Origin of the sequence: Shimia litoralis (assembly GCF_005518135.1) — a bacterium.
In the GTDB taxonomy this organism is placed as follows: Bacteria; Pseudomonadota; Alphaproteobacteria; order Rhodobacterales; family Rhodobacteraceae; genus Shimia_E; species Shimia_E litoralis.
The window spans coordinates 20,410-41,459 of sequence record NZ_SULI01000011.1 but is presented as its reverse complement, the minus strand read 5'-3'; the positions used below and the strand labels follow the sequence as shown (position 1 = coordinate 41,459).

At 55.7% G+C, this 21,050-nt stretch carries 16 protein-coding genes; 12 read left to right on the top strand and 4 right to left on the bottom strand.

All coding sequences use genetic code 11. From position 1 onward, the window contains the following. Window positions 1-16 precede the first annotated feature (16 nt). The 3 genes from FAP39_RS10585 (at window position 17) to FAP39_RS10575 (ending at window position 3,035) form a co-directional block, all read left to right on the top strand. Window positions 17-1,147, top strand: a complete 1,131-nt coding sequence (locus FAP39_RS10585; RefSeq protein WP_138016372.1) for an SPFH domain-containing protein — start codon at window positions 17-19, stop codon at window positions 1,145-1,147. 94 nt (window positions 1,148-1,241) lie between these two features. Then, window positions 1,242-2,351 carry a TFIIB-type zinc ribbon-containing protein gene (locus FAP39_RS10580; protein ID WP_138016371.1) on the top strand — a complete coding sequence of 370 codons (1,110 nt, stop codon included), beginning with the start codon at window positions 1,242-1,244 and terminating at the stop codon, window positions 2,349-2,351. Window positions 2,352-2,360: 9 nt separating this feature from the next. Continuing rightward, complete coding sequence (locus FAP39_RS10575) at window positions 2,361-3,035, top strand: nitroreductase (RefSeq protein ID WP_138016370.1); 675 nt, start codon at window positions 2,361-2,363, stop codon at window positions 3,033-3,035. Window positions 3,036-3,064: 29 nt separating this feature from the next. Here FAP39_RS10575 and FAP39_RS10570 read toward each other — a convergent pair whose 3' ends face one another. Next, entirely contained in the window at window positions 3,065-3,736 is a 672-nt protein-coding gene (locus FAP39_RS10570; RefSeq protein WP_138016369.1) for a TetR/AcrR family transcriptional regulator, read from the bottom strand. 108 nt (window positions 3,737-3,844) lie between these two features. Between FAP39_RS10570 and FAP39_RS10565 the strand changes: the two genes are divergently transcribed. Genes FAP39_RS10565 through FAP39_RS10550 form a run of 4 tightly spaced genes read left to right on the top strand, consistent with a single transcriptional unit; the run spans window position 3,845 to window position 10,231 of the window. Then, the gene (locus FAP39_RS10565) at window positions 3,845-5,422 is read left to right on the top strand and encodes a trimethylamine methyltransferase family protein (protein WP_138016368.1); all 1,578 of its coding nucleotides are present in this window, start codon (window positions 3,845-3,847) and stop codon (window positions 5,420-5,422) included. A gap of 11 nt (window positions 5,423-5,433) precedes the next feature. Continuing rightward, on the top strand, window positions 5,434-7,479 hold the full coding sequence (locus FAP39_RS10560; protein WP_138016367.1) for an NADH:flavin oxidoreductase: 2,046 nt from the start codon (window positions 5,434-5,436) through the stop codon (window positions 7,477-7,479). After that, window positions 7,479-8,255, top strand: coding sequence for an NAD(P)-binding domain-containing protein (locus FAP39_RS10555; protein ID WP_138016366.1), 777 nt, complete (start codon window positions 7,479-7,481; stop codon window positions 8,253-8,255). Before FAP39_RS10560 ends, FAP39_RS10555 begins: the two co-directional genes overlap by 1 nt. Next, window positions 8,252-10,231 carry an oxidoreductase gene (locus FAP39_RS10550; RefSeq protein ID WP_138016365.1) on the top strand — a complete coding sequence of 660 codons (1,980 nt, stop codon included), beginning with the start codon at window positions 8,252-8,254 and terminating at the stop codon, window positions 10,229-10,231. Before FAP39_RS10555 ends, FAP39_RS10550 begins: the two co-directional genes overlap by 4 nt. Here the strand turns inward: FAP39_RS10550 and FAP39_RS10545 are convergent. Both FAP39_RS10545 and FAP39_RS10540 read right to left on the bottom strand, forming a co-directional pair. Then, window positions 10,228-11,289, bottom strand: coding sequence for a DUF2235 domain-containing protein (locus FAP39_RS10545; protein ID WP_138016364.1), 1,062 nt, complete (start codon window positions 11,287-11,289; stop codon window positions 10,228-10,230). The genes FAP39_RS10550 and FAP39_RS10545 overlap by 4 nt on opposite strands. A gap of 275 nt (window positions 11,290-11,564) precedes the next feature. After that, on the bottom strand, window positions 11,565-12,719 hold the full coding sequence (locus tag FAP39_RS10540) for a type III PLP-dependent enzyme (RefSeq protein ID WP_138016363.1): 1,155 nt from the start codon (window positions 12,717-12,719) through the stop codon (window positions 11,565-11,567). A 109-nt stretch (window positions 12,720-12,828) separates the two neighbouring features. Between FAP39_RS10540 and FAP39_RS10535 the strand changes: the two genes are divergently transcribed. Then, complete coding sequence (locus tag FAP39_RS10535; RefSeq protein WP_138016362.1) at window positions 12,829-13,266, top strand: Lrp/AsnC family transcriptional regulator; 438 nt, start codon at window positions 12,829-12,831, stop codon at window positions 13,264-13,266. Between the two features lie 164 nt (window positions 13,267-13,430). Next, window positions 13,431-16,610, top strand: coding sequence for a valine--tRNA ligase (locus FAP39_RS10530; RefSeq protein ID WP_138016361.1), 3,180 nt, complete (start codon window positions 13,431-13,433; stop codon window positions 16,608-16,610). A 73-nt stretch (window positions 16,611-16,683) separates the two neighbouring features. Here FAP39_RS10530 and FAP39_RS10525 read toward each other — a convergent pair whose 3' ends face one another. Then, window positions 16,684-17,484 (bottom strand): crotonase/enoyl-CoA hydratase family protein, encoded by an 801-nt coding sequence (locus tag FAP39_RS10525; RefSeq protein ID WP_138016360.1) that lies wholly within the window; start codon window positions 17,482-17,484, stop codon window positions 16,684-16,686. A gap of 123 nt (window positions 17,485-17,607) precedes the next feature. Between FAP39_RS10525 and FAP39_RS10520 the strand changes: the two genes are divergently transcribed. The 3 genes from FAP39_RS10520 to FAP39_RS10515 all read left to right on the top strand — a co-directional run bounded on the left by FAP39_RS10520 (window position 17,608) and on the right by FAP39_RS10515 (window position 21,043). Next, window positions 17,608-18,711 (top strand): pyridoxal phosphate-dependent aminotransferase, encoded by a 1,104-nt coding sequence (locus FAP39_RS10520; protein WP_138016424.1) that lies wholly within the window; start codon window positions 17,608-17,610, stop codon window positions 18,709-18,711. A 75-nt stretch (window positions 18,712-18,786) separates the two neighbouring features. Beyond that, window positions 18,787-18,960, top strand: coding sequence for a hypothetical protein (locus tag FAP39_RS17535; RefSeq protein WP_171006831.1), 174 nt, complete (start codon window positions 18,787-18,789; stop codon window positions 18,958-18,960). A gap of 208 nt (window positions 18,961-19,168) precedes the next feature. After that, entirely contained in the window at window positions 19,169-21,043 is a 1,875-nt protein-coding gene (locus FAP39_RS10515) for an ABC transporter ATP-binding protein (RefSeq protein WP_246059076.1), read from the top strand. The last annotated feature ends 7 nt before the right edge of the window (window positions 21,044-21,050 follow it).

Sequence of the window (21,050 nt, the reverse complement as noted above, 5' to 3'; positions counted from 1 at the left end):
AAAGGAGACCTGTTTCATGGGTATCTTCGATTTTCTGACTGGTGAATTCATTGATGTTATCCATTGGGTTGATGACACAAGGGACACTATGGTCTGGCGTTTCGAGCGTGAAGGCCACGAAATCAAATACGGCGCCAAACTGACGGTACGCGAAGGTCAATCCGCGGTCTTTATCCACGAAGGTCAATTGGCAGATGTGTTTACCCCCGGGCTTTATATGCTCGAGACCAACAACATGCCGGTTCTGACAACGCTGAACCATTGGGATCACGGGTTCAAATCCCCCTTCAAATCCGAAATATACTTCGTCAACACGACGCGGTTTAACGATCTTAAATGGGGTACGAAAAACCCAATCATCTGTCGTGATCCGGAATTTGGTCCCGTGCGACTGCGGGCGTTTGGCACCTATTCGATCCGTGTCACAGACCCTGCGCGGTTCCTCACCGAAATCGTCGGCACAGATGGTGAGTTCACCATGGACGAAATTTCGTTCCAGATCCGCAACATCATTGTGCAAGAATTTTCGCGCGTTGTGGCGTCTTCGGGCATCCCGGTGCTTGATATGGCCGCCAACACTGGCGACTTGGGCAAGTTGGTTGCGGCAGAAATCTCAGGGACTTTGGCCGAATACGGCCTGACGATGCCAGAGCTATATATCGAAAACATCTCGCTGCCACCCGCCGTCGAAGAGGCCATGGACAAGCGCACGTCCATGGGCATCGCAGGCGATTTGGGGCGTTTCACCCAATATTCAGCCGCCGAGGCCATGACTGCCGCAGCCCAAAACCCAAATGGTGGCGGGGGTATGGGCGCAGGGCTTGGCATGGGAATGGGGATGGCCATGGCCCAGCAGATGGCCCAAGGTCCGTGGGGCGCGCGCCCTGCTCAATCTGTGGCACCTGCGGCCACGCACCCTGCCCCGCCACCTCCCCCGCCCGTGGAACATGTGTGGCATACCGCCCAAGATGGGGTCACCAGCGGCCCGTTTTCCAAAGCTGCGCTTGGCCGCATGGCGACAGGCGGCGAGATCACGCGCGACACGTATGTTTGGACCGCAGGTCAGGACGGATGGAAACGAGCCGAAGACGTGCAAGAACTTGCACAACTGTTCACCATTCTTCCTCCACCGCCACCCGGAGCCTAACTCTTAAGCCTTTGGGGTTTCCGGTTTATCTGCGATCAGGATAGGCCGACCTCCGGAGGCTTTTACAAGACCCTCTATCGCAAGGCCCATGTCGATGTCACAGAGCCCCACGCCGCCACCTGCCCCAAAGGAGCTTCATCGGTTTCCGTGCGCCCAGTGTGGTGCAGACTATCGATTTGATCCCACGGCAGGAACTTTGGTGTGTGATCATTGTGGCCACACATCCGCAATGCAAGAAACCCACCAACCCGTGATCAAAGAGCTTGATTTTCAAAGCGCGCTTGAAAATCAACTTCCCTCAGGCGAGATCGAAGAAACACGCGTCTCAACCTGCCCAAACTGTGCGGCACAAGTCGAATTTGACCCTGCAACACATGCCGCTGAATGCCCGTTTTGCGCGACACCTGTAGTGGCTGACACTGGCACACACCGCCACATCAAACCACGGGCGGTTTTGCCGTTTGCCCTTGTTGAACGCCAAGCACACGATGCAATGAACGACTGGCTTGGGCGGCTTTGGTTCGCGCCGAATGGCCTTCGGGATTATGCGCGCAAGGGGCGCAAGATGCATGGGATTTACGTACCGTTTTGGACGTATGATGCCCAAACCAAATCCCAATACAGTGGTCAACGCGGCACCGTGTATTACGTCAGCCAAACGGTGATGGTGGATGGGAAACCGCAACAGCGCCAAGTTCAAAAAATTCGCTGGTCACCGGCCGCTGGACGGGTCGCACGATTTTTCGATGACGTGTTGATTCTGGCCTCTCGGGCGCTGCCAAAATCATATACCGATGCGCTTCAGCCATGGAATCTTGGCGACCTCCAACCCTATAGCCCCGAGTATCTGGCCGGATTTCGCGCCGAAGCCTATACCATTCCGTTGGAAGATGGCTATGACGAGGCCCGCGCCCATATGGACCGCATTATCGAGCGTGACGTCCGGTTTGATATTGGCGGGGATCGCCAGCAAATTCACAAAATAGCCACTCAAGTTAACGAGATCACATTCAAGCACATCCTGCTGCCTGTCTGGCTTGCGGCGTACAAATATCGCGGCAAGACCTATCGTTTTGTAGTGAACGGCCAAACCGGGCGCGTACAAGGCGAAAGACCTTGGTCTATCTGGAAAATCACCTTTGCGGTCTTGTTCGGCGCGGTGGCCGCTGGCATCATCGGATACTTCATTTCCCAATCACAATAAGAATAATTCATGACCCCCCATAGTGCTCTTCAAGATTTGCTGACCGATCGTCATTCTTGCCGCGGGTTCCTGCCCGACGCAGTGGACCGCACCACCATCGAAACCATTTTAACGGATGCAGGACGCGTGCCGTCGTGGTGCAACGCCCAACCTTGGCAGGTCACGGTTACATCCGGCGCAGGCACTGATGCGTTCCGCAGCGCGATGCTGAATGCGTTTGATACCAGCGCTCCAAATCCGGACTTTGCCTTTCCTGATGGGTATTCGGGGCCGCGCAAACAGCGGCGTCAAACCTGTGGATTACAACTGTACCAAGCCGTCGGTATCGGACGTGGCGACAAACAGGGTCGCGTGACGCAAATGCGTGAAAATTATGCATTTTTCGGTGCGCCGCACGTCGCACTCATCACCACCGCAGCCGAGCTCGGGCCATATGGTGCCTTGGATTGTGGCGGTTATATCACCGCCTTTTGCCTAAGTGCGCAGGCGCAAGGTGTGGCAACCATCCCACAGGCCGCCATCGCGTTCTATGCCGATACCGTCAAAGCGCATTTTCAGATTCCCGAGGATCGGCTGGTCTTGGCCGCAATTTCATTCGGGTATCGCGACGACGTACATCCGGCCAATCAGTTCCGCACGGAACGCGCCCCACTTTCCGAAATTGTCGATTGGCACGACGCCTGATTGATTTTCACGACGATGGTGCGGTGTGACTAGGCGATTGGACCAGCAGATTCAGCGGTCTCGGCTGGACCCACATTGGGCGCATCCGCATCGTGGCGTGCCCAAAACCGTCGGATTTCAGAGTCTGACGGATATTTCCCGGTAAAGACTTTGATATAGTCGGGCATACGTCCAATGCGCTCGTGCCAATCTTCTGTGACTTGCATCGAAATATAACCGATTTGCGTATAGATGATGCTCATGCTGCGCACCTCAGCCTGGACATCCGAGTAGCCAAACCGTTTGAACATGTCAGCGATGGCACCACTGCGACATTTGTCTGCCTCGTCAAGCCGAAGCTGCAACGCGTCGTCATTGCGTGCCCAATTGCGCACGGCGAGATCAAGGCGCGCATCAAACAGGCCACTGTCCAACCAACAGTCAAAAAGGTTGAACATCGCTTCGCAAATTGATTCGGCATAAGCCTCGGTCCGAGCCACCAGATTTCCGGTATTCTGCTCTTCCCAGCGGCGGATCATTTCCTCAAGCAGTGCTTCTCGGCTTTTGAAATGCCAGTAAAAGCTGGTGCGTGAAACCCCCAACATCCGCGCCAAAGGCATCACTTTGACGGCCTCAACACCCTGTGTCGTCAACAACTTATATGCCGCATCCAGCCACGCGGCTTCTGCAACGGTGTGTTTGGGAGAATTCTCTACATCCATGATGGGGTCTTTACTGCACCGGGGTGGGTATCACAAGTATCTTGACACATATGTCGATTAATACAACATGAGTGTCAAACTTGGCAAATCTTCTGCTCGGAGCCTGATATGACAGACCAAATTACAGCCCCAGCCCGCACATCCCGCCGGTCCCGTCGCGCAAAAGGCGCTGAACCGCGAAGCGGTGCTCCCGGTCAAAACCCGCATTTGGAAGTCCCGTTCATCACACGCGGGGTTCCGACGTATGACCTGCTCAGTGATGAGAGCCTGCAAAAAATCGAAGACGCTGCGGACCGCATTCTTGCCGAGATCGGGATCGAGTTTCGCGAAGACCCCGAGGCCGTGCGGCTGTTCAAGGCCGCGGGAGCTACCGTGACAGAGATTTCGGCAGAGGCGTGGAACCTCAAGTTCGAACCCGGACTTATCCGCAGCTTGCTTCAAACTGCACCGGCCCGATTTACCCAGCACGCCCGCAACCCCGCCAACAGCGTGGATATTGGCGGCGATGCGATGGTGTTTGCGCCTGCGTATGGATCGCCGTTTGTCATGGATCTGGACAAAGGCCGCCGATATGGCACGATCCAAGACTTTGAAAACTTTGTGAAACTCGGGCAAAGCTCGCCCTGGCTGCACCACTCGGGTGGCACAATCTGCGAGCCCACCGACATTGCCGTGAACAAGCGCCATCTTGATATGGTGTATGCCCACATGCGGTATTCAGATCGTGCGTTTTTGGGATCCATCACTGCCCCAGAACGCGCCGAAGATTCCATTGAGATGTGCCGCATTCTTTTCGGTTCGGATTTCGTGAATGACAACTGTGTCATCATGGGGAACTTTAACACCACATCCCCGTTGGTCATGGACGGCGTCACCACGCAGGGCATTCGTGCCTATGCGGCGGCAGGTCAGGCCTCTATTCACTTGCCATTTCTGTTGGGAGGTGCCGTCGCGCCGCTTACCATGGCGGGGGCTGTCGCCCAATGTCTGGCCGAATCCATGGTATCTTGTGCCCTGACACAACTGGTACGCCCCGGTGCGCCCACCGTATTGGGCAGTTTCCTAAGCTCCATGTCGCTGCGCTCTGGCTCGCCCACATTTGGCACGTCAGAACCAGCGCTTGGGTCTCTGGTGATGGGGCAGCTTGCGCGCCGATTGCAGCTTCCTTTGCGGTGTGCGGGAAACTTTAGCACATCCAAATTGCCGGATGCGCAGGCCATGCAGCAGGCCATGATGTCGATGATGTCGGCTGTGCAATGCGGCGCCAACTTTGTTCTCCACTCCGCCGGATTTTTGGACGGTCTCCTGTCGATGTCATATGAAAAATTCATGCTCGACAGTGATTTATGTGGGGCGCTGCATGCCTATTTGAAAGGGCTAGAGGTGTCTGATGAAACGCTGGGCATCGATGCCCTTGCCGAAAAAGGACCAGGCGAACATCTGTTCGGCACGGCGCATACCTTGCGCCATTACAAAACTGCATATTACGATAGCGCGTTGAACGACGATCAGCCGTTTGAAACATGGGACGAGCAAGGCGGCGTTGACATGGCAACCCGTGCCAACACACGCTGGAAAGATACACTGGCGCAATACGAGGCCCCCGCCATGGACGCAGGCACAGATGACGCTCTGCGCGACTTTATCGACCGCAAAAAAGCATCAATGCAAGACGCATGGTATTGAGAGAACAGAACATGAGCACAGACCCCCTATTACAGCCGTATCACCTCAAGCATCTGACCCTGCGCAACCGGATCATGACCACCAGCCACGAACCGGCCTATCCCGAAGACGGCATGCCAAAAGAACGCTATGTCGCCTATCATGCAGAACGTGCCAAAGCGGGCGTCGCGCTGACGATGACAGCAGGATCTGCCGCGGTCAGTAAAGATTCCCCTCCGGTGTTCAACAATGTGCTGGCCTATAAGGACGAGGTGGTTCCGTGGATCAAGACGCTGACCGACGCCTGTCACGAACATGGGTCTGCGGTGATGATCCAATTGACCCATTTGGGGCGGCGCACCACGTGGAACAAAGGAAACTGGCTGCCGTCGGTGTCATCGTCCAAGCATCGCGAACCCGCCCACCGCGCATTTCCCAAGCTGGCGGAGGACTGGGACATCGAGCGCATCATCACCGATTTTGCGGATGCGGCTGAACGTATGAAAGCTGGCGGCATGGACGGCATCGAGCTTCAGGTCTATGGGCACTTGCTGGATCAGTTCTGGTCCCCTCTGACCAATGACCTTGACGGGCCGTATGGCGGTCAAACGTTGGAAAGCCGGATGAAATTCCCGATGGACGTGCTGGACGCGGTCCGCAATCGGGTCGGTCAGGACTTTATTGTCGGACTGCGGTACACCGCAGACGAGGCACAATCGGGCGGCATTTCCGCCCAAGAGGGCCTTGAGATATCCAGACGGCTTGCCGACACTGGACAGGTGGATTTCCTAAACGTGATCCGTGGGCGTATCCACACAGACCCCGCCATGACCGATGTGATCCCTGTTCAGGGTATGAAAAATGCACCGCATCTGGATTTCGCCGGCGAGGTGAAAAAGGCCACCGGTTTGCCAACGTTCCACGCCGCGAAAATCCCGGATGTCGCGACAGCACGCCATGCAGTGGCCTCGGGGTTGCTGGATATGGTCGGCATGACACGCGCGCACATGGCCGACCCGCATATTGTCCAAAAGATTATCGAAGGTCGCGAGGACGATATCCGCCCATGTGTTGGCGCCACCTATTGTCTGGACCGGATTTATCAAGCCGGCGATGCCCTGTGTATGCACAACGCCGCAACCGGGCGTGAATTGACGATGCCACACACCATTCCTGTGGCTGGCGCCAAGAAAAAGGTCGTCATTGTCGGAGCAGGCCCAGCAGGGCTTGAGGCTGCGCGTGTCGCTGCGGAACGTGGCCACGATGTCATCGTCTTTGAAGCGGCGGCAGACCCCGGTGGCCAAGTCCGGCTTACCGCACAATCAGACCGACGCCGCGAAATGATCAGCATTATCGACTGGCGGATGTCGCAATGCGCCGCCAGAGACGTCGAGTTTCGATTTAACACATGGGCAGAAGCACAAGACATCACGGCCTTGAAACCGGATGTCGTCATCATCGCGACCGGCGGTCTCCCCAATACAGAGTTGTTCGAAAGCGGCGTCGAGCAAGACCTTGTCGTCACCAGCTGGGATCTTATTTCTGGCGACGTCAAGCCGGGCAGCAATGTGTTGATCTATGACGAAAGCGGCGACCACCCCGGATTACAGGCTGCAGAAGTCGCCGCAAATGCGGGCGCCAAAGTCGAGATTATGACTCCCGACAGGATGTTTGCGCCCGACATTATGGCCATGAACCTTGTGCCGTATATGCGATCACTACAGGAAAAAGATGTGACGTTTACCGTGACGCGCCGCTTGCTGGGCGTCGCCAAAGATGGCAACCAACTCTGTGCGACGATTGGCACGGACTATAGCGATTTCACATCCGAAAAAACATATGACCAAGTGGTTGTGAACTATGGGACGCTGCCGCTGGACGACGTGTATTTTGATCTTAAGGATCAAAGCACAAATGGCGGCGCGGTGGATCATGATGCCTTGATAGAGGGCCGCCCACAAACCCTGTCGCGCAATCCAGATGGCACGTTCCAACTCTTTCGGATCGGGGATGCGGTCAGCGCACGCAATACGCATGCCGCCATTTATGACGCGCTTAGATTGGTCAAGGATATCTGATGCGGATCGGTGTGATCGGCACAGGCACCATTGCATCGGCAGTGATCCGCGGCATCGCAAACGATGACCACCAGATCGTTGTGTCTGACAGGAATGCCGAGAATGCACAGGCACTTGCCGCGGCCTATGCCTCGGTCACGGTCGCCGCAAATCAAGACGTGCTTGATGCGGTCGACGTGGTGTTCTTGGGCACAACGGATGTGGTTGCCCGGCGGGTCCTGCCGGATCTGGAATTTCGGCAGGATCACGTTGTGATCTCTCTTATGGCTGGCCCCACATTGCCAGAAATTGCCGCTTTGGTCGCGCCTGCAACCGCCGAGGCGTTGATGATCCCCTTTCCATTCATTGCACAGGGACAGTCACCGATTTTGTGCTATCCCGCCTCGGATGTGGTGCAGCAGCTCTTTGGGGCCACCAACAGCGTTTTGGCAATGTCTACGATGGCAGAGATGAACAGCTATCTGTCCGCCCAAGCCCTGTTGTCGCCCGTCCTTAAGATGCTGGCGCAAGGCGCCGCGTGGCTTGGCACCCAAACCGGAGACCAGACCAACGATCACCAGAAAGCAGAAAAATTCCTGCGGCTATTGATCGGGGGCAGTTTGCTTGCCGACCCTTTGGACACGCCGGATGTTGTGGCATCTTTGATTGCTGATCTGGATACACCAGGCGGATTTAATGCCCGGTTGCGAGACCACATGGCACAACACGGAACATATGATGCCCTCGCTCAAGGGCTTGATCTACTTTCCTCCCGATCCCAGGAGACACCAGAATGAGCTATCGCCACATTTTTCAACCTCTGACGCTCAGGCATAAAACCCTACGCAACCGTATTGTGTTTGGTGCGCATACCACGAATATGGCCAAGGACGGTTTCCCCACCGAAAAGCACTTGGCGTACTACCGCGAACGGGCACTTGGCGGGGCGGCGATGATTGTCGTCGAACCGATGCCCGTGCATCCCTCTGCGGTGCTGACACGTGGCAACTTTCGCCATTCTTCCGATGCGGTGATCGAGCACTTTCGACCTGTCGTGCGTGCCTGTCAGGACGAAGGCGCCGTTATGATCCAACAACTGTATCACGTGGGAGCACACGGCGATTGGGACAATAGCTGGCACGCCAACTGGTCACCCTCTGGCGGCCCGAGCTATCATGATTGTGATGGCAGCCACGCCATGACACCCGAAGAAATAGAGACCACCATCGACAGCTTTGTGCAAGCCGCCAAACGGTGCCAGCAAGCCGGGTTCGACGGTGTGGAAATATGGGCGGCCTATCACTGTCTACTTGACCAATTCTGGACCCCGTTTTCAAATCAACGCACCGATGACTGGGGCGGCAGCCTTGAAAACAGAACTCGTTTGTCACGCGAAATTTTGGGGCGCATTCGCTTGGCTTGCGGAGATGATTTTATCATCGGGTTGTCGGTGAACGACGAGCCCGACGTCCAAGCCGCATTGTCCCGCGAAGCCACAACGGAAATTGTGGCATATCACGACGCCCAGAAATTGATGGACTATGTGACCTGCGGAACTGGCAGTTACTTTGATTTTCACAAACTCATGCCGTCGTTTCAATACCCCGAAAAGTTGGGGGTCGATCTGGCGTCCCGTCTGAAATCTGTGGTCACCCATGCTGTGGTCACCGCAGAAAGCCACATCCGCACCCCCGAGAACGCTAATACCGTTTTGGGGGCGGCCGATGCTGATCTCGTGTCGATCGTACGCGGGCAAATCGCCGATCCCCACCTTGTGGCCAAGGCGCAGCAAAATCGCGTCGACGACATTCGCGGATGCCTCTCGTGTAACGAACAATGTTGGGGACGGCGCGGGCGTGATTACTGGATTTCATGCCTGATCAACCCATCGGTGGGGCACGAAGATATTTGGGGCGGTGACCGTTTTTCACAGGCATCGAACCCGCAATCTGTTTTGGTGATCGGAGGTGGCCCGGCAGGCCTCGAAGCCGCGCGCGTTGCGGCAGAGCGCGGTCATCGCGTCACACTGGCAGAAGCCGGGCCGGACTTGGGCGGGCAATTCAGGCTGGCAGGTGCGCAACCAAGGCGCGCCCAGATTTTGGATTTGATTGGGTGGTATGAGAATCAGCTTGAGAAACTGGGGGTGAAGGTCAAGCGCAACACGTATCTTGATGCGCAGGACCTCGCAGATATCACCGTGGATCAGGTGATCCTAGCCACAGGCGCTTTGCCCGATGAAACCGGATTCCAAAAAGCTTTGCCGCATATTTCGCATTTACCCGGCATAAACGCCGGACATGTATGGTCGGTCGAGGACGTAATGGGCCGTGCCGCGCGATTGGGGTCAAACGTCATCGTGCTGGACGAAGCTGGACATTGGCGGGGCATCGGAACGGCGTGGAAACTGGCCGAAGACGGGCATCAGGTGACACTTGTAACCCCTGCCCCTTTTGTGGCGCAGGGGTTACACAGGTCAGCGTCGGATGTTCCGGTGCGGACCCGTCTGGCGCAGCTAGGCGTCAGATTTATCACCGAGACGGCCATTACAAACTGGTCGGGGTCGACCGCCAGCATTCAATCGTTGCTCACTGCCGAAACCACCTTTCTTGATGCAGAGTCTCTGGTGCTGGCGACAGGCCGCAGGTCTGTTGACGCGATGGCGAATGACCTGCACCAAGAGCGCTTTAGCGTGCAGATCATCGGAGACGCATTGGCCCCACGCAATGCCGCTGCGGCGATCTATGAAGGGCGTAAAACGGGTCTTAGTCTTTAGTCGGCGATACGCATTGCTTTGATTTGTCCATTCTGAACGTAGGGCTGCGCGCTGTGGTGGATGCTTTCAGACCGATCGGCGCCAACATGTCTTGGCTTGCGAAACCAGAACATCTTGCCCCAGCTTTGCCATGTGCCAACGGATGGCGCATCGGGATTCGTGGGAAAGCGGGCGCGCCAGCCATCCGGAAGCGGGACGCCGCAATCTTCGGCGTTTTCCAGCATCCAGACCAAAGGAATGTTGGCCAACGGGCGTGCGTCTTCAAAGGTGCCAAGCTGACCACCTATGTCCCCATGAGATCCACGAAACCAAACCTGCTCGGCCTTTCCATCCCAGCCGTTTGGGCATGTCCAGAGCACGGGTTCAAACACTTCACGTGTCTCATCAAGGGCCAACGCATGAAAACCGTGTTTGATCGTTTCACCAAGGTGGTGATTGTGAAACGCATGCCGATCTTCGGTAAGCCGCCAGAAAAAGGGCAACCGCAAGCCCAGCGCCTTAACCGTGTCCCAAACCCCCACCATTTCAATTTCGACGCGGCGGTGGCAATACGCCTCGGAAAAGGCATCCGCGGCATCCCCGTTCGGGCTGCATTCATACAGACGATATGCTTGGCGCACGTTACGTTCCGTAGCATGAGCCGCCTCTAACAGCCCAACTTGGTCGATTATTCCCGCAAGTGACCGCACAGCAAATGCCCCCCGCGAGTATCCCATGAGGAAAATTTTATCCCCCGGCCGATACCGTGACGCCAAAAACCCGTATGCCCGCCGAATTTGCTGGTTCAGCCCTCGCCCCATCAGCACATCAATCGTTGAACGCCAATCAGGCCATTGGACACCTGCCTCGTAATACAACGTCAATTGCCCGTTCATTTCCTGCAACAGCCGATACGTGCGCCCCGCGTTGGTTTCATACCCCGGCTCTAGCGTCGATAATGTTCCATCAAGAATGATCACATGTGTTTGGGGGCCGCGGCCACGCGTCTGTGTGTGACTGGATTGGAAAGGCTTGCCAAGCCAGCCCCAAATCGTTTTGCCAACCTTTGAGAGTCCCATTCACAATCCCGAACTTGATGTCATTCCATAAATGGCCCGTTCCACCCGCACACGATACACCATGACAGATATCTATTATGAGCCGAAAGGCGACATGATGATCACATAGGATGACACTTCGCCTCAATCACCCCCAAGTCTACAAACTTTGCCGTGAACGGTTGGTAAAGCCCCCATGCGCAAGCGGGCATGGGGGCTTTCATCACTTGGGCGCCGCTTGGCGGCCGATATATCAGGGGCAGATCAAGCTGCGTATGCTCACTAGGTCATGAGCATCATATGCCTGTGACCTGCTCCCATGGGGCGGCAACTGTGACGACGTCTTGCGCGCCATAGCCATTGAATTGCGTGGAAATCGACGCCGTGTACGCCCCCATCGCGCGGATCAACAAATAGTCACCTTCGGCGATATCGGTCGGCAAGGGCATCGGGTCTGGCAACCGATCAAGGCTGTCACAGGTTGGCCCAAACACCACACGCGATGTCATGGCACCTGATGCGGCTCTGCCATCGACGCGCACCACGCTCACACGATCGGGCAAACCAATATCGCGCAATTCAGTCAGCGCACCATAGGCCCCATCGTTCAGAAAGATTGATCCATCACCACGCACTGCCTTGACCCTAAGGCCCAAAGTAAACGCCTCGGCCACCATCGCGCGCCCTGGCTCACATACCAGTTTTGGTGCCGCATCCCCGAATGCACGCGCGGTTTCGGCGGAAATTCGATCAAAAATCGCTTCTAGGTCAGGCGCTTGCCCAGAACGATGCGCAGCGAACCCGCCACCGACATTCAACCGCTCCAATGTGACGCCAGCCCGCCGCGCCACATCCGCGGCTTCGACAATATACACAGCCCATGCCTGCGGATCTGCACATTGGGTGCCTGGATGAAAGGTCATCGACGTTGCAAAGCCCATGTCACGCGCTTGACGCAACAGCAACACAGCCTGATCTGGGTCCGCGCCAAATTTGGCCCCAAAATCATAGGCTGCGCCGGATACCGGCAACCGCAACCTGACCGAAATTTCCGTGTCCCGACGCGGGACATCTGCCAATTTCTCCAATTCTCTACTGCAATCCACCGACCAGCTCGAAATACCATGCCCTACGGCCATGGCAATTTCATCCACCGAACGCACGGGGTTATGATAATGCAAAACCGCATCTTGCTTTGCCGCACGTACCTTAAGAATTTCGGCAGGCGACGCCACATCGAACCCTTGGATGCCCGCAGAAATCAGATTGTCCAGAACAGCCGCATCATCATTGGCTTTCACCGCATAGGTGACAAACCCGTCAAATCCCTTGAGAAATCGCTTGGCGGTCGCCTGCAACACATCGGGTGCGAAATACAAAACGGGCGCATCTGGCTGAAACTTTTTCAGATACCATTGGGGGGACGGCCAAAGAGCTGGTTGATACTGCATATGGAAACCTCAAATCCTGTTCCCCTTTAGGATGTGCCACTTTTCTGTCGATTTCATGCGTCATATCGGATATATTGATGCAAATTTTCGGCGATATGACGGACACCTGGTGCAATTAGACGAAACAGATCACGCCCTCTTGGGTCTTTTGGCCGAAAACGCCCGCGCACCCGTGGCATTGCTAGCGCGCAAGCTCGGCCTTGCGCGGACAACGGTTCAGGCCCGCATCGACCGGCTGGAAACCAGCGGGGCCATTTCCGGATATACCTTGCGCCTTGGCGATGTGGCCCGCCCTCGAATTCGCGCCACCGCATTGGTATCCATTGAATTACGCACGGGACCTTCGGTGTTGCAGCGCCTCAAGACGCTGCCGGCCGTTGAAACGGTTCACACGTCATCAGGGCGTGTCGATTTGATTGTACAAATCGCAGCCAACAGCACCACCGAGTTGGATGAAACATTGGATCGGATTGGCGAAACAAAAGGCGTGAGAAGCTCTGAAAGCTTGATACACCTCAGCACAAAGCTCGATCGCATGCGCACCTGACAGGCCCCAAAACATCATGACGGCTGCGGCGCAATGGGCATAAGGCCCTTGGGGTCATATGAAAACAGCGCGCCACAGGCGCTCTATTTGGTCACGCCCCTTTCCCTTTGCCCCTGCTTTCGGTAATTGATCCTGAAACCCCAATGCATGCAGGACCAACACCGATGGCGATGGAAAAAACATTCGACGCGACCCAAGCCGAAAGCCGCCTCTACGAGGCATGGGAAAAAGCAGGTTGCTTCACAGCCGGCGCGAACGCGTCACGCAGCGAAACCTATTGCATCATGATCCCGCCCCCCAATGTCACGGGCGTTTTGCATATGGGGCACGCGTTCAACAATACGCTTCAGGACATCTTGATCCGGTGGAAACGTATGCAAGGGTTCGACACCCTGTGGCAGCCGGGCACAGACCATGCCGGAATCGCCACACAGATGGTTGTAGAGCGTCAATTGGCCGAAACCCAACAACCGTCACGCGCCGAACTTGGTCGTGAAAAGTTTCTGGAAAAAGTGTGGGACTGGAAAGAACACTCCGGCGGCACCATCGTCAACCAGCTCAAGCGTCTCGGCGCGTCCTGCGATTGGGATCGCACCGCCTTTACGATGGCGGGCGCCCATGGTGACACGCGCGTAGGCCACGAAAACTCGGCCAACTTTCATGATGCCGTGATCAAGGTATTTGTCGAAATGTACGACAAAGGCATGATCTATCGCGGCAAGCGCCTTGTGAACTGGGACCCTCATTTTGAAACCGCGATTTCCGATCTCGAGGTCGAGAACATCGAGGTTGCGGGCCACATGTGGCACTTCAAATACCCTCTCGCGGGCGGTGCCACCTATGAATACGTCGAGAAGGACGAAGACGGCAATGAAACCCTGCGTGAAACCCGCGATTACATCTCGATCGCAACCACACGCCCTGAAACCATGTTGGGCGATGGCGCCGTGGCCGTTCACCCGTCGGACGAACGCTATGCCCCGATTGTGGGCAAGCTCTGTGAAATTCCGGTTGGTCCCAAAGAACATCGCCGCCTGATCCCGATCATCACAGATGAATACCCCGACAAAGACTTTGGCTCTGGCGCGGTGAAAATCACCGGTGCGCATGATTTCAACGACTATCAGGTCGCCAAGCGTGGCGGCATTCCGATGTACAATCTGATGGACACCAAGGCCAATATGCGCGCCGACGGCAAACCATATGCCGAAGAAGCCGCCGAAGCCCAGCGCATTGCCAATGGCGAGGCCACGTTCACCGAGGCGTCCATTGCCGCGATGAACCTTGTCCCCGAAGAGTACCGCGGCCTTGACCGCTTTGAGGCGCGCAAACGTGTGGTCGCCGACATTTCGGCCGAGGGCCTTGCGGTCATGGTTGCAAACCCGCATTTCTCTGCGGATCCAGAGCGCGACGAAGACGGCAACATCAAAGATGAACGTTCTATTGCCCAAACCATCCCATACGTCGAAAACAAACCTATCATGCAGCCCTTTGGCGATCGCTCCAAAGTGGTCATTGAACCGCTGCTGACCGACCAGTGGTTTGTCGACGCGGATCGCATTGTTGGCCCAGCACTGGATGCTGTCCGCGATGGCGACGTAAAGATCCTGCCTGAGTCCGGTGAAAAGACCTATTACCACTGGCTGGAAAACATCGAACCTTGGTGCATTTCTCGTCAGCTCTGGTGGGGGCATCAAATTCCGGTTTGGTATGGCCTGAACCTAAAGGCAGACGGCGTGTACGACGACGAAGGTGATGGCGCGCTTGATCTTGTGGAAATGGGCCGTTTGTTGGCCGATCAACAGTTGTTGCTGGGCGAAGAAACCCATCATTGCGCAGCCACCTTTGACGATGTGAAAGCACAATTTGCAGACGTCGAGGCCGGATTGCCGACACCTTTGAACCACGCCACCGTGGTCGAAGTCGAAAACCGCGCAGAAGCCATCCAGACCTTTGCCGCAGGGCTTGCCCAGTATGAGGTCACCCAAGACCCAACCGTCTTGGTCTATCCTGTGTGGCGCGACCCTGACGTGCTGGACACATGGTTCTCATCCGGTCTTTGGCCAATTGGGACATTGGGTTGGCCCGAAGACACCGAAGCCTTGGGGAAATACTTCCCGACCTCTACATTGGTGACTGGCCAGGACATTCTGTTCTTCTGGGTGGCCCGCATGATGATGATGCAGCTGGCTGTCGTGGATCAAATTCCGTTCGACACGGTGTATCTGCATGGTCTTGTGCGCGACGCCAAGGGCAAGAAGATGTCCAAATCGACAGGCAACGTCGTTGATCCGCTGGACATCATTGATGAATACGGCGCGGACGCGTTGCGCTTTACCAATGCCTCTATGGCGTCTTTGGGCGGTGTTCTGAAACTCGACATGCAGCGTATTGCCGGATATCGCAACTTTGGCACAAAGCTCTGGAATGCCTGCCGATTTGCCGAAATGAACGGCGTTTTCGAGGCCGACGTTACCGCCATTCAGCCCTCAAACACATCCAAGGCCACGCAGACAGCCAACCAATGGATCATCGGTGAAACCGCAAAAGTGCGCGAAGACGTTGACGCCGCGCTGGATGCGTATCGCTTTAATGACGCCGCACAGGCGCTTTATGCGTTTGTTTGGGGCAAGGTCTGTGACTGGTACGTCGAGTTTTCCAAGCCTCTGTTCAACTCGCAAGACGACGCCGTGATCGCAGAAACCAAGGCGACCATGAACTGGGTGATCGACCAATGCCTGATCTTGCTGCATCCGATCATGCCATTCATCACCGAAGAGCTCTGGGGCACTTTGGGCGAACGTCAAAAGATGCTCGTGCATGCAGATTGGCCAACCTATCAGGCGTCTGACTTTGTCGACCCCGAGGCTGATCGCGAAATGAACTGGGTGATTTCGGTGATCGACAACGTCCGGTCCGCGCGTGCGCAAATGCACGTTCCTGCGGGCTTGAAAATCCCGATGTTGGTCAGTGAAATTGACGCTGCAGGCACCGCCGCGTGGGACAGAAATCAGGCATTGATCATGCGCATGGCGCGTATCGATAGCCTGACCAAGGTTGATGCCTTCCCCAAAGGGTCAATCACCGTCGCCGTCGAAGGCGGCAGCTTTGGTCTGCCACTGGCAGAAATCATTGACATTGATGAAGAAAAAGCCCGCCTTGAGAAATCTCTTGGAAAGCTTGCCAAAGAACTTGGTGGTTTGCGTGGTCGCTTGAACAACCCCAAATTTGTGGCTTCGGCCCCTGACGAGGTTGTGGAAGAAACCCGCGAAAACCTTGCCCAACGCGAAGAAGAAGAGGCCAAGCTTAAGACTGCGCTGGCGCGCCTTGAGGAAATTGATTGATCCGATCAAAACAAAACCACGAAAAAGGGCGCCTCGCAGCGCCCTTTTTTGATCTCAGTGCAAGCCCCGAATATCAGGTCGCTGTCTTGAACACGGGCAGACGTTTTTGAAGATTGGCGGCAATCACTTCCATTTGGTGCGGCTTACCGATCAACGCCACTTGCACGCGGCTTTCTTCAAGCAGAACGGCATCAGGATCGGCAATATTCTCTTCGGCATAAGAAATAAGCTGTTTGGCTGTTCTTATGGCCGAGGGGCTTTTGTGTGAAATCTGTTCTGCCAAATCCATCGCAGCCGCCAGAGGATCGTCGGCCAATTCGGTGACCAGACCCCATGTCTCGGCCTGCTCTGCCAAAATCGGGGTTGCGGTATATGTCAATTTTCGGATGACATCGCTTCTGGTCAAATGGGGTAACAGAACCATGCCGCCCATGTCGGGGATCAATCCCCACTTCATTTCCATAATCGACATCTTTGTGCCCGGCGCGGCAATACGAATATCTGCACCCAGCGAAATCTGGAAGCCGCCGCCAAACACCACCCCGTGCAACGCCGCAATCACTGGCACAGGAATTTTGCGCCATACCATGGCAACCTGCTGAAACCGATTAGCGTTACCATGCGTGCGCGGCATCGCAATCTCTTCTGGGTCCTGTGCAGCCATCGCCGCGAACGACATCACATCCAAGCCTGCACAGAATGCGCCACCCTCCCCCGACAGCACCACTGCACGTACATCCGCATTGTCGATCAGAGATTCGCCAGCCTCGATGATAGCGTCGATCATGTCGCTATCGAGCGCATTCATTTTGTCAGCACGCGTTAAGGTCACTTGCGCAATGTGATTTTCTATTTTTACGGAGACACGTGCCATCTCATTCATCCTGTCAATTTGTTCTGTTGCCGATACTTTCACCCGAAGGTGTTTCAAACACCAGCATAACGTTAGGGCACAATCCCCTTGCCGTTGCCGCGCGGTTGGGCCAATTTCGCGCGTATGACAGGTCCTCGCTATACCCGCCTCGCCCAGAGTTTGCCCTCGACTGTACCATTTGTTGGTCCGGAAACGCAGGAACGTGCCATGGGGCATCCGTTCAAGGCCCGCCTTGGCGCAAATGAAAACATCTTTGGCCCCTCGCCCAAGGCGATTGCGGCCTTAACCTCGGCTGATCCCGATATATGGATGTACGGCGACCCCGAAAGCCATGACTTGCGGCACGCGCTTGCCGCGTTTCACGACGTAGACCCTGCGAACATTGTCGTCGGCGAAGGTATCGATGGATTACTGGGGTATCTGGCGCGCTTGATCGTCGAAGACGGCGATGCCGTTGTGACCTCTGACGGGGCGTATCCGACGTTCAATTATCACGTCGCGGGTTTTGGTGGTGTGCTTCACAAGGTTCCCTATGCTCAAGACCATGAAGACATCGGCGCCCTGCTCGCCAAAGCGGCCGAGGTGGATGCAAAATTGGTGTATCTTGCCAACCCTGACAATCCGATGGGCAGTCACCATCGCGGCGCGGACATTGTTGCCGCGTTGGATGCGATTCCCGACGGGTGCCTTTTGGTGCTGGACGAAGCATACGTTGAACTGGCCCCCGAAGGCACGCAGGCGGAATATGACATCGAAGATCCGCGTGTGATCCGGATGCGTACATTTTCCAAGGCGTATGGCATGGCCGGTGCACGGGTTGGATACGCGATGGGCGCACGCGATTTGATCACCAGCTTTGACAAAATTCGCAACCACTTTGGCATGAACCGAAGCGCCCAAGGCGCGGCATTGGCTGCTTTGAGCGATCAGGCCTGGCTCGCTGACACCTGTCACAAGGTCGCCCTGTCACGCGACGCTATTGCAAAAATAGCCCAAGACAATGGCCTGACCGCGTTGCCCAGCGCCACCAATTTTGTCGCCATTGATCGCGGCCGTGACGGGCCCTATGCCAAGAGCATTCTCGACGGCCTTGTGGCGCGCGGCATTTTTGTCAGGATGCCATTTGTAGCCCCGCAAAACAGGTGCATCCGGGTAAGCTGTGGTCCCGCAGAAGAGATGACCAAATTCGCTGATGCATTGCCACAAGTGTTGGCGGCGCTCGACTAGGGACTGTCGGCTCACGACACTGTAAGATGACGCACGACATGTTTCGCATTAATGTGAGGCATGAAAGGAGCCGTGATGGCCCGCCCGATGCAAAGCGTAGAAAATTACACCAACACCTGCCTTGTGATGGCATTGGTAAACTTAATTTGGATCTTTGGCGTGCTCTGGGCCGTCTGGGGCTGGTTTGCGGTGTTGGTCTGTGCCGTTGGGCTCAACGCGCTGATCACGCGTTTGGCTCGCCACAATTAGCGTAGTCTGAATGCATCTATTGATATGCCGTCATCTCTTTTGGTCGTATTTTTCTGTTCTCAGACAAAGTTATGTCGCCCGCTGGACACACTTGCGCCTACCCGCATAGTGTCACAGACTGGGAACCTAACGCGGCGCAGCCTATTGCATCCCGCACACAAATACCTCAACAGCCTGAAAACAGGTTTGAAAACAAGGTGCCTTTGACGTGAGCGAGAGCAACAACCTCAGCAAAGATCAGCAACGCGGCCTTCTCAAATGGCTTTGGTCCAACTTTCTTAAGAAGTATTCGGGCCTATTGATCATCGCGATGTTTTTCATGACCATCGAAGGATCAATGCTTGGGGCTGTCAGCTATATGATGCAGCCCATGTTTGATGATGTCTTTTCCGCTGGCTCGCAAGCAGCGCTTTGGACCGTTGGATTTACGATGTTGGGCATTTTTACGCTGCGCGGGATATCCGGTTTGGTTCAAAAGGTCACCATGACCCACATCGCCCAGAACACAGCGGCTGACGTGCGCACAACGATGCTGGACCGGCTGATGGTCCAGGATAACGCCTTTCACCAGACACATCCCCCCGGATATCTGATCCAGCGCGTGCAAACCGACGTACAGTCCATCAACGCCGTCTGGTCGGCCATTATCACCGGCGCAGGACGCGACGCTGTTTCACTTGTCGCGTTGCTAGCCGTTGCAATCAACGTCGACTGGCGCTGGACGCTTGTTGCATTGATCGGCACACCTGTTCTGATCTTACCGTCCTTGGTCGCCCAGCGCTTTGTACGCCGGCGCGCGCGCGAAGCCCGCGATTATGGTGCATCTCTGTCCACGCGTCTTGACGAAGTGTTCCATGGCATCATCCCTGTGAAACTGAACCGGTTGGAAGACTATCAGTCCTCGCGTTTTCGCAATATCACCAACAAGTTGGTGGGCACTGAAACGCGTGTTGTGCTTGGCTCGGCAGCCATCACCGCCATGGTTGATGTGATGGCTGGCCTTGGATTTCTGGCAGTCATGATTTACGGCGGTGGGGAAATCATTGATGGCGAAAAATCCGTTGGCCAATTCATGAGCTTCTTTTCGGCAATTGCCATTTCATTCGAGCCTCTGCGCCGCTTGGGCAACATGAGCGGCCTTTGGCAGGTTGCGGCCTCTGGAATCGAGCGCATCAAAGAAATCATCGAAACAGAACCTACACTTAAATCTCCGGCATCGCCCAAGCCTGCGCCCAAAGGCGTGCCCGACGTTCGCTTGACGGATGTAACCCTGTCGTATGGCGACGCCAAAGTTCTACAAAAAACCAATATGCTGGCCGAATCCGGCAAAACCACCGCCATTGTCGGCGCATCCGGTGCTGGGAAATCTACAATCTTTAATGTGCTCACCCGTTTGGTTGATCCTCAGTCAGGGAAAATCGAAATCGGGGGCGTCAAAAACTCAGACATGTCCTTGGAAGCGCTCCGCGACATGTTTTCTGTCGTGTCGCAGGATGCGTTGCTCTTTGATGAAACCCTGCGCGAAAACATCACACTCGGCAAAGAAAACGTATCCGAAAAAGACCTTCAAAAAGCGCTGGATGCGGCACATGTAACGGATTTCCTCAAGAAACTACCCGAAGGGTTAGACACGCCCGTGGGGCCACGCGGATCAAATTTGTCAGGCGGTCAACGTCAGCGCGTCGTGATTGCGCGCGCTCTGTTACGGAACACACCCATTCTGCTGCTGGATGAAGCCACCAGCGCCCTAGATGCTCAGTCCGAGACGGTGGTCCAGAAAGCGCTCGACCAGCTCTCTAAGGGGCGCACAACGCTTGTGATTGCGCATCGCCTGTCCACGGTCCGTGAAGCAGACAAAATTGTTGTGATGGACAAAGGACAGGTTGTGGATCACGGGCGCCATCAAGAACTCTTGGATCGTGGCGGGCTGTATGCCGATCTGTATCGCCTTCAGTTCAACACTGACGGTCTGACCGCAGAAGAAAAGGCGTTGCAACAAGCGGTGGTAAACACCGACACCGGCATTCAAAAACCAAAAAAGTCATTTTGGGGTCGCCTGATTGCGCGCTTGCCACAGATTTAAGGCCGGC

Bases quoted from the DNA above. Each gene is read 5' to 3' on its own strand.
- FAP39_RS10550 (WP_138016365.1), top strand. From the start codon at position 8,252: ATGAGCTATCGCCACATTTTTCAACCTCTGACGCTCAGGCATAAAACC.
- FAP39_RS10565 (WP_138016368.1), top strand. From the start codon at position 3,845: ATGACAGACCAAATTACAGCCCCAGCCCGCACATCCCGCCGGTCCCGT.
- FAP39_RS10560 (WP_138016367.1), top strand. From the start codon at position 5,434: ATGAGCACAGACCCCCTATTACAGCCGTATCACCTCAAGCATCTGACC.
- FAP39_RS10555 (WP_138016366.1), top strand. From the start codon at position 7,479: ATGCGGATCGGTGTGATCGGCACAGGCACCATTGCATCGGCAGTGATC.
- FAP39_RS10530 (WP_138016361.1), top strand. From the start codon at position 13,431: ATGGCGATGGAAAAAACATTCGACGCGACCCAAGCCGAAAGCCGCCTC.
- FAP39_RS10580 (WP_138016371.1), top strand. From the start codon at position 1,242: ATGTCACAGAGCCCCACGCCGCCACCTGCCCCAAAGGAGCTTCATCGG.
- FAP39_RS10570 (WP_138016369.1), bottom strand. From the start codon at position 3,736: ATGGATGTAGAGAATTCTCCCAAACACACCGTTGCAGAAGCCGCGTGG.
- FAP39_RS10545 (WP_138016364.1), bottom strand. From the start codon at position 11,289: ATGGGACTCTCAAAGGTTGGCAAAACGATTTGGGGCTGGCTTGGCAAG.
- FAP39_RS10520 (WP_138016424.1), top strand. From the start codon at position 17,608: ATGACAGGTCCTCGCTATACCCGCCTCGCCCAGAGTTTGCCCTCGACT.
- FAP39_RS10585 (WP_138016372.1), top strand. From the start codon at position 17: ATGGGTATCTTCGATTTTCTGACTGGTGAATTCATTGATGTTATCCAT.
- FAP39_RS10575 (WP_138016370.1), top strand. From the start codon at position 2,361: ATGACCCCCCATAGTGCTCTTCAAGATTTGCTGACCGATCGTCATTCT.
- FAP39_RS10540 (WP_138016363.1), bottom strand. From the start codon at position 12,719: ATGCAGTATCAACCAGCTCTTTGGCCGTCCCCCCAATGGTATCTGAAA.
- FAP39_RS10525 (WP_138016360.1), bottom strand. From the start codon at position 17,484: ATGGCACGTGTCTCCGTAAAAATAGAAAATCACATTGCGCAAGTGACC.
- FAP39_RS17535 (WP_171006831.1), top strand. From the start codon at position 18,787: ATGGCCCGCCCGATGCAAAGCGTAGAAAATTACACCAACACCTGCCTT.